This is a genomic window from Aliivibrio sp. SR45-2 (genome assembly GCF_963890165.1).
Taxonomy (GTDB): Bacteria; Pseudomonadota; Gammaproteobacteria; order Enterobacterales; family Vibrionaceae; genus Aliivibrio; species Aliivibrio salmonicida.
Window position 1 is genome coordinate 1 of record NZ_CAWPRC010000157.1, and the last position, 12,010, is coordinate 12,010.

Sequence of the window (12,010 nt, forward strand, 5' to 3'; positions counted from 1 at the left end):
TATTTTCTTTATCTAGATCAAAGTGTCTTGTTAGCCAGTTAGCGACAAATCAGGCTTTATTCGTTACCATTTAAACCAATTACAATAATTAATTGGCTAAGTATTATGAAAATTTCTGTTGATGGTGGTTCTTTTAAAGTTTCAGTCGAAACCGAATATGAAGGATTGATTGCTGAAGCAACTCATATATTCCACACTACACGCGAAGAAGCGGGATCAAACGACAGAGCTATTCTGCGTTTTCTACAAATCATCATTGAACACCGTGAAGATAATGATGCGATTGGTTATGCATCAATGGGATTACTCGGCTGGTATAACGAGATGATTTTTCCTGTGTTAGATAAAGACATCGAATTAAATTTACCTAAGATTTTACCTCATTTACTTAATCCAGCAGGTGATCTTACGGCAACAAGTGAAACGGAAGGAAACACCTTTAAACACTGATCGATTATTATTTCTAAACAAAAAATAAACGCCCTAATGTGATGACATTGGGGCGTTTTTTGTTGGTCGCACTTTTTAATTATCTTGAATTAGGTTATTTTAATTATGCTGTATTGTGTTGCGAATTACCTGTCTTTGTCTCATCATAATGCTTACCGCTGTCTTCTCTTCTTCTAATTTTTCTGCCTATTTAAGGATATTAAATGAGCACTCGAGCCCCACGAATTTTAATTGCAGGATCAACTGGCTATTTAGGCGGTCATATTGTGAAAGAGTTATTAAAAACCTCGTCAGATTTTAAAGCATTAGGGCGAAACAGAGCCAAACTTGAAGCGATTGGATTAAGGGATAAGCAAATGACACTTGCCGAAGTAACGGATGCCAAGTCTTTGATCGGGTGCTGTGATGGCATTGATGTCGTTATTTCTTGTGTCGGTATCACTCGTCAAAAGGATGGACTCGGTTACATGGATGTGGATTTTCAGGCAAATGTGAATTTGTTACGAGAGGCTGAAAACGCGGGCGTTAAAAAGTTTATTTATATTTCGGCTTTTAATGCTCAGAAATACAAACAAGTAAGATTATTGAATGCGAAAGAACGTTTTTCTGAGTCATTATTAGCATCGACAAAATTAATTCCTTGTGTGATCCGACCAAATGGGTTTTATGCTGATATTGAAGCCTTTTATACAATGACAGCCTCTGGGCGTGCTTATGTTTTTGGTAAAGGAGAGGTACGATTAAATCCAATTCATGGTGAAGATCTGGCTCATTTTTGTATAGAAGCTATTGATAAAAAAGAAAAAGAATTTGATGTGGGTGGCTCTGAGGTTTTATCTGCGATGGATATTGTGAATCTCGCGTTTCAAGCTCAAAATAAACAACCTAAAACGACCGGTTTACCTGATTGGATAAGATGCATTGCGGTATATATTACGTCTAAATTACCTGAAAAATTTGGAGGGCCTGCGGAGTTTTTTCTTACGGTTATGGCACAAGATATGATTGCACCTAAATATGGGGATCATAAATTAGGTGAGTATTTTCAAGCTATGTTTGAAAAAGATAAATAAAGAGTGATAATATTTTTTTTGGAATAAATAGATTGGTACTTATATCAATTCATGGAGGGAATGATGAAGATAGAAATAACAACGGCACCAGAGAAAATGGATATTGAAGAGATCCGTACGCACTTACGTCAATATAATATGCCTCACCTAAAAGACATTTTTCATACCGAGGTAATGTGCACGACCAAAGATGACTCAGGGAATAAAATGGGTGGCCTTGTTGGTGAAGTATGGGGTGAATGGCTTATTGTTAAGTTCTTATGGGTGGATGAAAAACACCAAGGACAGAGTATTGGAAGTCAATTATTGGTAAAAGCAGAGAACTTTGCTAAGAGTAAAGGCTGTCATTCTAGTTTTCTTGATACCTTTAGTTTTCAAGCTAAGCCTTTTTATGAAAGACACGGCTACAAGGTTAAAATGAAACTTGATAACTTCCCCATTTCCGGTCAGCGCTACTATATGGTTAAATCGCTATCAGTCTAAAGATACTTAAATGGTGAGGCCGTTGGCTGTAAATTAAGATAAATACGGATTACATCAATACGCCAAAGAGCGTTCACTTTACACTGACGCAAAACCATTAATGATATAGATCATGAGCCAAGAAGAAATTCAAAAAACGATAGCGAGTTTTACTTGCATAGAACAAGCGTTAGAACACTTTGACATTGGATTTGATAGTCGATTTATTGATGATAATCGAATTCAGTTAATGAAACGTTTTAATGGTTATTTATTATTGGCAAAACCTGATGATTGGTTCTCGGCTCGCCGTGCATTGAAAAACGCTTACTGCAAAGTCCTGCGAAGTTATTTAAGTAAACACACTCGTTCTGCTTGCCGGGGATGCACTACATGCCAACGCAGGTAAAAAACGCCCACAATACACATAATATTGAGGGCGTTTTTATTGTTCTACAACGGTAAATTACTTAACGTTTAATGTATTCATTTGTTGTTGTAGTTTATCCAATTGCTGCATTTTTGCTTTTAATTGAAGCGACTCAGAGCTAATAGCCGCAGGATTCATTGTTTGACCCAGTTGCATTGGGTAATCAGGCAATGTGTTAAAGAACTCACCTAATACGTCTTGCATTGGTACAAATAACCACATGTTATCGGCCATCCAGCGTAGGTACATGCCTGATTCGTGTGGTGCTTTTTCAAATGGGTCAGCACGTAGGTGAATAATTTGAGGCCAGTTTGGTGTTAAGCGAACGGCATCTGCAATGTTACCTTCCATAACAGCGAAGTTCAGTTTCCAATCTTTCCAACGAACTGCATTCAATTCTCCATTTGCGGTGAAATACAATAGAGATTCACGAGGGCCTTTATCTACTTTACCTTCAAAGAGGGGTTTGAAGTCGTAACCATCGATATGTACTTTGAACTCTTTGCCATTGGCTTTGTAGCCTTTAGCCAGTTTTTCTTTTACATCAGGTACGCCTGCAGCATCAAGTAACGTAGGTAGCCAATCTTGGTGAGCCATCATTTCATTAATTTTTGTGCCTGGTTTGATGGTTCCCGGCCAGCGAACAAGCTGAGGAACACGCATTCCGCCTTCCCATGTTGTGCCTTTTTCACCATAGAACGGAGTGGCACCGCCATCAGGCCATGTTGCTGTCTCTGCACCGTTATCGGTTGAATAAATAACAATGGTATTATCCGCCACGCCTAAATCGTCTAGTTTATCCAGAAGGATACCAACTTGGTCATCGTGCTCCATCATGCCATCAGCATAAATACTTACGCCAGATACGCCTCGGTATTTTTCTTGTAAGCGAGTCCAAACGTGCATACGAGTGGTGTTGTGCCAGATGAAGAAAGGTTTATTAGCTTTAACGGCTTTTTCCATAAACGCGAGTGAAGTGTCTAGGAATTCTTCATCCGCATGTTCCATACGTTTACGCGTCATTGGGCCGGTATCTTCGATTTTACCGTCAGCGAATGACTTAATTACACCGCGAGGGCCGTAATTCTTACGGAATTCAGGGTCTTTAGGGTAGTAGTATGTTTCTGGTTCTTCTTCTGCATTTAAGTGGTAAAGGTTACCGAAGAATTCGTCAAAACCATGGTTTGTTGGTAGGTGTTTATCTTGGTCACCAAGGTGGTTTTTACCAAATTGCGCCGTCATATACCCTTGCTCTTTTAATAAGTCAGCAATGGTTGGTGCCCAATCAGGAATACCGTGATCAGATCCTGGCATACCGATAGTCAGTAGACCAGTACGGAATGGTTCTTGACCTGTGATGAAAGCGGCACGTCCTGCTGTACAAGATTGTTGTCCATAGTGGTCAGTAAAGAGTGCGCCTTCGTTAGCAATACGATCAATGTTTGGTGTGTCGTAGCCCATCATGCCTTGGTTGTAAGCACTGATGTTCCAATAACCTACATCATCCCCAAAAATAGCAAGAATGTTTGGCTGAGAAGCGGCCATTGTTGCTCCTGATGTGGCAAGTAGGCCAACACCAATAGCAATCTTATTTAAATGATTACCCATAGATAACTCCAATTAGTTGCGATTAATTATCTGCACTCTAAATGAGAAATAAAGGCTCGTCGCTTTATAGGCGTTATAACCAAAAGTTATTTTCGTTTGTAATTCATTGATTTTGTTCTGTTTTAACTAGAAATACAACGTCTGGCTTATTGATGAGAAGTGAGACCTTTCTCAAGAGTTTGACGTGGTAATTCTTTAAATATCTTAGCGTATCGTATGGCATAACGTGACCAACGATAGACGTCACTAGCAATCGCAGCATCAAATACGGTGATTGTCTCTGGTTGTCTTAAAGCCCGTCGAAATGCAAAGAGTTTGCTTATTTGTTCGAATTCTTTAGGGGTAAATCCGACAGAGTACTTGAATGCATTACGAATGGTTTTTTCTGAAATACTATTCTGGCTTGAAAGTAACCGGATTGCTTCTGTAGATGACATCTCTATCATAAAATCAATGCATTTTGGGATGAAATCTTTTCTAGGTAAGCGACTTCTTCCTGCTGATGCTTCTGGACGCATTGGGGTTGGATGAAAAGAAAGTAGCTCTACAATTCGCATGAGCAATATGGCACCAATATTTGAGGTATGATCTGGGAACGCTTTGCTGGCTTTTTTTGCGACTTCTTTTAACTCTTGAGCATAATTGATATCAATGTTTACAGGCACCATGCTGTGACAAAGTTGGTTGAATTTTTTGTTGTCACTTTTTACATCACAGACCAAAATTGGTGAGTGAGCGGGGATTTGAAAACAAAAGGGAAGTTGGCTTTGTTCTGAAATCAACGCGAATTGATTGTCTTCACATTGAATGCCATTTAAACGTAAACCTCCGTTGTTTACATCGAGTAATAACAAGGTTTTTGAATGAAATGATAAAGGTAAATGAAAACTAAATAAAACGAGTGGATCGGGACTTTCGAATAGATAGAAATTTACGTTATCGCGCTTGGTGCATTGAAAGGTAAAATTAGCCATGTCTAATGATGAAGAAAAATGAGGGATCAATACGTGACCATGAAATAAATCCCACAGTTTTTCGCTAAATTCATCAAATGTAAAGTGATCGGAATGTCTCATCTTTTCTACCTTTAAATTCATTAAGTAATAAACAGAGCTCAATGTGAGCTCTGTTTATTTGGTAGGTATTTATTTACCCGCGTTTGAGATTTTTTCCATGTTCATCATTTGATCCATGACTTTATCAACTGAAAAACTTGGAATTTCTTGACGAGGAGGGAATTCTTTAAAGCTTTCTAGCATTTTTGCGACTGTAGCCTGTGCTGGAACGAGTAAGAACACATGGTCAAATGTCCATTCATCATAACCAAATCCTTGGTCTGCTTTTTCGTACGGGTCCACTTTCAGATCGAAGATCATTGGAATACGTAACGTAGTAAGTTCTCGTGTCCAGACTTTCCAGCCCTGATGTTCTTGGATTTTAAAATGCAGTTTCCAACGACCATCACGCATCGCAAGTAGATCACCATCATCAGACCAATAGAAGAACTCTTTACGAGCACTGTCTTTTGTTTTTCCTGTTAGGTAGTTTACTTGGTCATACCCATCTAAATGGTTTTTATAGGTTGTGCCATTATCTGCTTTGTAGCCTTTTAACAGCTCTTGCTTGATATTCTTGTTACCTGCAATCGCGGTTAGGGTTGGTAACCAATCTTCACCAGCAAATAGACCGTTTAATTTTGTTCCCGGCTTAATGTGTCCAGGCCATTTAACAACGGCAGGAACTCTAAATCCGCCTTCCCAGCCGGTATTTTTTTCACCACGGAATGGACCAAATGACGCATCGGGCCAAGTCGCATTCATCGGGCCATTATCCGTTGTATAGATAATTACGGTGTTATCACTGATACCCAGATCATCTACTTTGTCGAGTAATTGACCGACGATGCCATCATGTTCAACCATTCCATCTGCGTAATCACCAAGCCCTGTTTTACCTGAGTTTTCCGCTTTGATATGTGTTCGTATATGCATTCTTGTTGCGTTGTACCAGGTAAAGAATGGTTTATCTGCTTTCACCGCTTTGGTCATGAAGTTCATTGCCGCATCTAATGTTTCTTCATCTACGGTTTCCATACGTTTACGTGTTAATGGACCTGTGTCCTCAATTTTACCATCGGCGTAAGAGTGAATAACGCCACGAGGTCCGAAGTTCTTACGGAAGCTTGGATCTTTTGGATAGTCGGGATTCTCGGGCTCTTCTTCGGCATTCAAGTGATAAAGATTACCAAAAAACTCATCAAAACCGTGATTGGTTGGCAGCATGTCATCACTGTCACCTAAGTGGTTTTTGCCAAATTGACCAGTGGTATACCCTAAATCTTTAAGGGTTTGTGCAAGGGTTATATCTTCTGCTTGCAGACCCTGTTTCGCGCCGGGCATGCCTACTTTAGTTAAGCCTGTACGGACCGGCATTTGACCGGTAATGAAAGCCGAACGTCCAGCAGTACAAGATTGTTGGCCGTAATAAGACGTAAATAAGGCACCGTCATTGGCTATGCTATCAATGTTCGGAGTTTCGTAGCCCAGCATGCCTTGGTTGTATGCAGAAATGTTTCCGTAACCAATATCATCACCAAAAATCACGAGGATGTTGGGTTGCGCTGCTGCATAGGCAACATGAATTCCCGAAATGGCTAATCCAGTAGCAATCGCGGTTTTCTTTATTATTTTATTCATGGATTTTTCCTAAAAGAATGTATTTTTCGATCAGGAGAATATTTGAAAGAAAGGCTTATAGTGCTGCAAAAACGGAAATAACGCTGTATTGGAAATGGTTATGTTGCTCATAACTGCAAGTTATAATTAATCATGTAAATAAAATGTTGATTATTTTATTGCTGATGTTTACTTTGTGTACTATACATTAACAGATGCTCTTTTATTAATGGAAACAGGAGTTTATATGGAAGTTAAAAAGGGAACCCAACGTAGATTAAGTATTCTAGCTGCCGTTCTAATGGGCGCTTCTGGCTATACTGTCGCCGCTGAGAAACCAAACATCTTAGTTATTTGGGGGGATGATATTGGTCAATCAAATATCAGTGCTTACACCTTTGGATTAATGGGATACAAAACACCGAACATTGATAGTATTGCTAAAGAAGGGATGATGTTTACCGATTATTACGGTGAGCAATCTTGCACTGCTGGACGTTCTACATTTATTACCGGGCAGAGTGTTTTGCGTACCGGATTAAGTAAGGTTGGGCTCCCTGGCTCTGATATTGGCTTACAGCCTGAAGATGCAACGATTGCTGAAGTACTAAAACCAATGGGTTACATGACAGGTCAATTTGGTAAAAACCACCTTGGCGATAAAGATGACATGCTGCCAACAAACCACGGTTTTGATGAATTTTTTGGCAACCTTTATCATCTAAATGCTGAAGAAGAGCCTGAGAATATTGATTATCCTAAAGATCCTGAATTCCGTAAAAAATATGGTCCTCGTGGTGTTATCCATTCTTATGCCGACGGGAAAATTGAAGATACGGGACCACTAACACGTAAACGTATGGAAACCGTGGATGATGAAACAGCGTCTGCAGCAATTGATTTCATGGGGCGTGCGGTGAAAGCCGATAAGCCATTCTTTGTGTGGTGGAGTGCGACGCGTATGCACTTTAGAACACACGTGAAACCTGAGCTTCAAGGTTCAACTGGCATTAGTAACTACGCTGATGGAATGGTTGAGCACGATAACCACGTTGGGGAATTATTGAAAGCCGTTGATAAGCTGGGTATTGAAGACAATACGATTGTGTTCTATTCAACGGATAATGGTCCACACATGAATACATGGCCTGATGCGGGTACAACGCCGTTCCGTAGTGAGAAAAATACGAACTGGGAAGGTGCATACCGTGTTCCTGCTATGGTTCGTTGGCCGGGTAAAATCGAACCGGGTGTGGTTTCTAATGAAATTATGCACCACATGGATTGGTTACCAACATTTGCCGCTGCTGCGGGGGATGACAAAATTAAAGAAAGTCTAAAGAAAGGGGTTAAACTTGGTAATAAGAGTTTCAAAAACCATCTTGATGGCTACAACTTCTTACCTTACTTAACTGGTAAAGAAGAGAAAAGTCGTCGTGAAGAGATTTTCTACTTTACCGATGATGGTGACTTAGCTGCGCTTCGTTATAATCAATGGAAAGCGGTATTCATGGAGCAACGTATGAAAGGTACGTTAGCAATTTGGGCAGAACCTTTAGTTATTCTACGTTTACCTAAATTGTTTAACTTACGTATGGACCCATACGAAGTGGCTGATGTAACGTCAAATACGTATTACGATTGGTTATTGGATCGCGCTTATATGTTTGTCCCTGCTCAAGCCTACGTAGCGAATTTCTTAGCTACGTTCGAAGAGTTCCCTCCACGCCAAAAAGCAGCAAGTTTCAGTTTGGACCAAGTAATGGAAAAACTGCAACAACCACATAATAGTAAGTAACATAATATTGTGTATTAATCGGGCTCTTCGGAGCCCTTTTTATTTTTAGTCGAAACCTTCGTTAATTCACAGAACCTATAGCTTGGATGGAAAATAGACGTTATATAAGCTATATCTAAATGATTGTTATCTTTAGTTTTAAAGATAAAGAACCAAATAAATACCAATACAAGGATGTATATGAGCAGTAAAAGAATCGTCTATGGATTTTTCGTGGTATGGATGAGCATAATGACATTTTCATCAACTGTATTTTCTGCGGATTTTGTGGGCAGTGATACGTGTGTTGGTTGTCATGAAGACGCGGTTGACGCATGGAAAGGATCTGATCATGAAATGGCCATGAAACACGCGGATAAAGACAGCGTGTTTGGTGATTTCAATGAGGTAATATTTGAGTTTAAAGGAAAACCAAATCGTTTTTTTAAGAAAGGCGATGAATATTGGGTCAATATCGAAGGGCCTGATGGTAAATTTCATGATTACAAAATTAGCTACACCTTTGGGTTCGAGCCATTGCAACAATACATGGTGGAGTTTGAAGATGGGCGTATTCAATTAATTCCATTCGCGTGGGATTCAAGAGAAAAGAAAGAAGGTGGTCAACGTTGGTATCACCTTTACCCCAATATGGAAAAAACCGATGAGTTCTATTGGACTAATACCGGTCAAAATTGGAACTTCATGTGTGCCGATTGTCACTCAACCGACGTAAAGAAGAATTACGACGCGAAGACGGATACCTATAATACCAGTTGGTTTGAAATTAATGTCGGTTGTGAAGCCTGTCATGGCCCTGCAAGTGAGCATATTGCATGGAGTGAAAACCAAGAGAAAACCACCAACCCCCATTATGGTTTTGATCGTGATTTAAGTAAATCAGTAAAAGAGTGGGTGTTTAAAGAAGGGCATACAACGCTTCAACCAAAAGAGATTACACAAACTGACCAAGTCGTGGTGTGCGCGCAATGCCATAGCCGTCGAGTTCAAATTAATGAAGATCAAGCACATGTAGAAGGATCTTTATTAGACAGTTATTTACCGAGCTTAATTACTTCTGATTTATACCATAACGATGGTCAGATCTATGATGAAGATTATGTATACGGTTCTTTCATGCAATCAAAAATGGCAGAAAAGGGCGTAACTTGTACTAATTGCCATAACCCGCATTCAACCAAATTAGATATTCCAGAGCAAGCCGTGTGTAGCCAATGTCACATTGCATCGGAATATACACCTGAAAAACATACCTTCCATGAAGCCAATACAGACGCATCACAATGTACAACGTGTCATATGCCAGAAACAACGTACATGGGCGTAGACGCAAGACGAGATCACAGTTGGCAAATACCAAGACCCGATTTAAGTAAAAACATCGGGACACCTAATGTGTGTACTCAATGTCATGAAGAGAAAGACGATGTGTGGGCAGATAAAAAAGTCGGTGAATGGTTCCCTGATTCTGCTTATCGAAATCAGCAACATTTTGCTGTGGCATTCTATGCCTCAGACATTAATTATCGCGGAGCAGGAGATGCACTTTCATATACAGCACAAGATGCAAAACAATCAGGCATTATTCGGGGTTCTGCTTTACAACGTTTAAGCGCGTTTCCAAGTAAAAATACCTTAGTGGCATTGGGTCGAGCGGTAAAACATGATGATGAGTTAATTCGTCTAGGGGCTATTCAAGGATCGGCAGGATACCCATCTCATGATCGTTGGCAGATATTGTCGCCCTTACTAACGGATAACGTATTGGGTATTCGTGCTGAGGCAGCGGGAGCATTAGTGGCGTACTGGCCTGAATGGAACCCACTTCAACGTGAGCAATTAACGCCAGCACTTAATGAGTACATGAATGTTCAATTGTTTAATGCAGATAGAGGTTTTGGTCGGACTAATTTAGGTAACGTATATCGAGCACAAGGTGAGTTTGAAAAAGCAGAAGAAGCGTATTTAGGGGCGATTAATGTAGAACCGTACTTTGTGAACAGTTACGTAAACCTTGCGGATTTGTATCGAGTTCAAGGCGATGAAATGAAAGGCCTTACGTTGATGCAACAAGGGATCAAAGCACAGCCTAAATCTGGCGCATTACGTTACAGCGCTGGATTGTCATTATTGCGTTTAGGTAAGAAAACAGAAGCATCGAATTACTTTAAACAAGCAACAGAAACTGAAGCACAAAATGCGCAGTACTGGTATGTATATGGCCTTTCTTTAGAGGGGATAGATGCCAATAAAGGTGCGGTAGCATTAGAGAAAGCATTTAGTTTAAGTGGTAATCCTCAACATTTATTCGCTCGGTGTGATCAATTGTTAAAAGCCAAATCACCACAAGCAAAACAATGCATTACCCAATTGGAGCAATATGCCCCTAAAAATGTGATCGCAGATCTTAAGAAACGGCTTTATTAATGAGCACTATAACCAATAGTTATGATGGATTTAACTAGAATGGATTATAGATAAAAAATCAGACAAGTGGACTTAAGGAGAAAACATGAATCAAACTCAACAGGCTATTACCTCGCTTATTTCTCAAGTGGAGAAATCAGTGATTGGTCAATCCCATGTGGTTCGTTCACTTGTCATTGGGTTATTAACTCAAGGACACGTTTTATTAGAGGGCTTACCGGGAACGGCCAAAACGCGCTCGGTAAAATCGCTAGCGGATAATTTGCATACGTCGTTTGGGCGAATTCAATTTACGCCCGATTTACTGCCATCCGATGTGACGGGTACAGAGATATACCAAGAGCAAAATGGCAAACCGCAATTGCATTTTCAACCGGGGCCTATTTTTAACAGCATTGTATTGGCGGATGAAATTAACCGTGCGCCAGCCAAGGTTCAAGCTGCATTGTTAGAAGCAATGGCAGAAGGCACCATTACCGTTGGTGATCAAACCCATACATTACCAGAATTGTTCATGGTACTTGCAACACAGAACCCAGTAGAGCAAGAAGGAACCTATCCGTTGCCTGAAGCGCAAATGGACAGATTCATCATGAAGGTGTCGGTTGATTATCCAGATGATGACGCTGAATTAGATATTATTCGCCTTGTGCGAGGGGAAGAGTCCGGCAATAAAATACGTCAAACAGAACAATCAGAAGTAGAAGCATCGATTCAATTAGATCCCTCAATGGTTATGCAAGCTAGATCTGAGCTTTCGTCTGTCGAGGTTTCTGAGATCAGTGAGCGATACATTGTTGCTTTGGTTATGGCGACACGTAAACCTGAGCGTTATTCAGAAACAAACCTGTCTCGTTGGATAGAAATAGGATCGAGCCCTCGTGCATCAATTTCACTTGATAAATGTGCGCGTGCTTATGCTTGGCTGCAAGGTCGAGATTATGTAGAGCCTGATGATATTCGTGCAATGGCACATTCGGTATTGGGGCATCGTATTACACTGAGTTATGACGCATTGGCAGACGGTGTGACTCAGCAGCAAGTGATAGACGAATTATTGGATCACGTTGTTATTGGGTAGGGCTTT

The 12,010-nt window shown here is 40.2% G+C and carries 10 protein-coding genes; 7 read left to right on the forward strand and 3 right to left on the reverse strand.

The features are described from left to right. Positions 1–105 precede the first annotated feature (105 nt). The 4 genes from AACV33_RS11550 to AACV33_RS11565 all read left to right on the forward strand — a co-directional run bounded on the left by AACV33_RS11550 (position 106) and on the right by AACV33_RS11565 (position 2,394). Positions 106–450, forward strand: a complete 345-nt coding sequence (locus AACV33_RS11550; protein ID WP_017022790.1) for a hypothetical protein — start codon at positions 106–108, stop codon at positions 448–450. A gap of 203 nt (positions 451–653) precedes the next feature. Then, the gene (locus AACV33_RS11555; protein ID WP_182700247.1) at positions 654–1,523 is read left to right on the forward strand and encodes an SDR family oxidoreductase; all 870 of its coding nucleotides are present in this window, start codon (positions 654–656) and stop codon (positions 1,521–1,523) included. A 60-nt stretch (positions 1,524–1,583) separates the two neighbouring features. Next, a complete protein-coding gene (locus AACV33_RS11560; protein ID WP_339373644.1) occupies positions 1,584–2,006 on the forward strand; it encodes a GNAT family N-acetyltransferase in 423 nt (140 codons plus the stop codon). Positions 2,007–2,118: 112 nt separating this feature from the next. Further along, positions 2,119–2,394: a nitrogenase-stabilizing/protective protein NifW gene (locus AACV33_RS11565; protein ID WP_182700248.1), complete on the forward strand. Its 276-nt coding sequence runs from the start codon at positions 2,119–2,121 to the stop codon at positions 2,392–2,394. A 57-nt stretch (positions 2,395–2,451) separates the two neighbouring features. Here AACV33_RS11565 and AACV33_RS11570 read toward each other — a convergent pair whose 3' ends face one another. From AACV33_RS11570 to AACV33_RS11580, 3 genes are all read right to left on the reverse strand, one after another. Next, positions 2,452–4,023 carry an arylsulfatase gene (locus AACV33_RS11570; RefSeq protein WP_182700249.1) on the reverse strand — a complete coding sequence of 524 codons (1,572 nt, stop codon included), beginning with the start codon at positions 4,021–4,023 and terminating at the stop codon, positions 2,452–2,454. 146 nt (positions 4,024–4,169) lie between these two features. Then, positions 4,170–5,099: a hypothetical protein gene (locus tag AACV33_RS11575; protein ID WP_182700250.1), complete on the reverse strand. Its 930-nt coding sequence runs from the start codon at positions 5,097–5,099 to the stop codon at positions 4,170–4,172. A gap of 69 nt (positions 5,100–5,168) precedes the next feature. Continuing rightward, a complete protein-coding gene (locus tag AACV33_RS11580; RefSeq protein ID WP_017022784.1) occupies positions 5,169–6,719 on the reverse strand; it encodes an arylsulfatase in 1,551 nt (516 codons plus the stop codon). A 226-nt stretch (positions 6,720–6,945) separates the two neighbouring features. Between AACV33_RS11580 and AACV33_RS11585 the strand changes: the two genes are divergently transcribed. The 3 genes from AACV33_RS11585 to AACV33_RS11595 all read left to right on the forward strand — a co-directional run bounded on the left by AACV33_RS11585 (position 6,946) and on the right by AACV33_RS11595 (position 12,004). After that, complete coding sequence (locus tag AACV33_RS11585; protein ID WP_023603360.1) at positions 6,946–8,496, forward strand: arylsulfatase; 1,551 nt, start codon at positions 6,946–6,948, stop codon at positions 8,494–8,496. Positions 8,497–8,676: 180 nt separating this feature from the next. Beyond that, positions 8,677–10,923 carry a multiheme c-type cytochrome gene (locus tag AACV33_RS11590; RefSeq protein WP_182700251.1) on the forward strand — a complete coding sequence of 749 codons (2,247 nt, stop codon included), beginning with the start codon at positions 8,677–8,679 and terminating at the stop codon, positions 10,921–10,923. Between the two features lie 85 nt (positions 10,924–11,008). Next, complete coding sequence (locus AACV33_RS11595) at positions 11,009–12,004, forward strand: AAA family ATPase (protein ID WP_023603358.1); 996 nt, start codon at positions 11,009–11,011, stop codon at positions 12,002–12,004. Positions 12,005–12,010 lie beyond the last annotated feature (6 nt).

Bases quoted from the DNA above. Each gene is read 5' to 3' on its own strand.
- AACV33_RS11555 (WP_182700247.1), top strand. From the start codon at position 654: ATGAGCACTCGAGCCCCACGAATTTTAATTGCAGGATCAACTGGCTAT.
- AACV33_RS11565 (WP_182700248.1), top strand. From the start codon at position 2,119: ATGAGCCAAGAAGAAATTCAAAAAACGATAGCGAGTTTTACTTGCATA.
- AACV33_RS11550 (WP_017022790.1), top strand. From the start codon at position 106: ATGAAAATTTCTGTTGATGGTGGTTCTTTTAAAGTTTCAGTCGAAACC.
- AACV33_RS11560 (WP_339373644.1), top strand. From the start codon at position 1,584: ATGATGAAGATAGAAATAACAACGGCACCAGAGAAAATGGATATTGAA.
- AACV33_RS11575 (WP_182700250.1), bottom strand. From the start codon at position 5,099: ATGAGACATTCCGATCACTTTACATTTGATGAATTTAGCGAAAAACTG.
- AACV33_RS11580 (WP_017022784.1), bottom strand. From the start codon at position 6,719: ATGAATAAAATAATAAAGAAAACCGCGATTGCTACTGGATTAGCCATT.
- AACV33_RS11570 (WP_182700249.1), bottom strand. From the start codon at position 4,023: ATGGGTAATCATTTAAATAAGATTGCTATTGGTGTTGGCCTACTTGCC.
- AACV33_RS11590 (WP_182700251.1), top strand. From the start codon at position 8,677: ATGAGCAGTAAAAGAATCGTCTATGGATTTTTCGTGGTATGGATGAGC.
- AACV33_RS11595 (WP_023603358.1), top strand. From the start codon at position 11,009: ATGAATCAAACTCAACAGGCTATTACCTCGCTTATTTCTCAAGTGGAG.
- AACV33_RS11585 (WP_023603360.1), top strand. From the start codon at position 6,946: ATGGAAGTTAAAAAGGGAACCCAACGTAGATTAAGTATTCTAGCTGCC.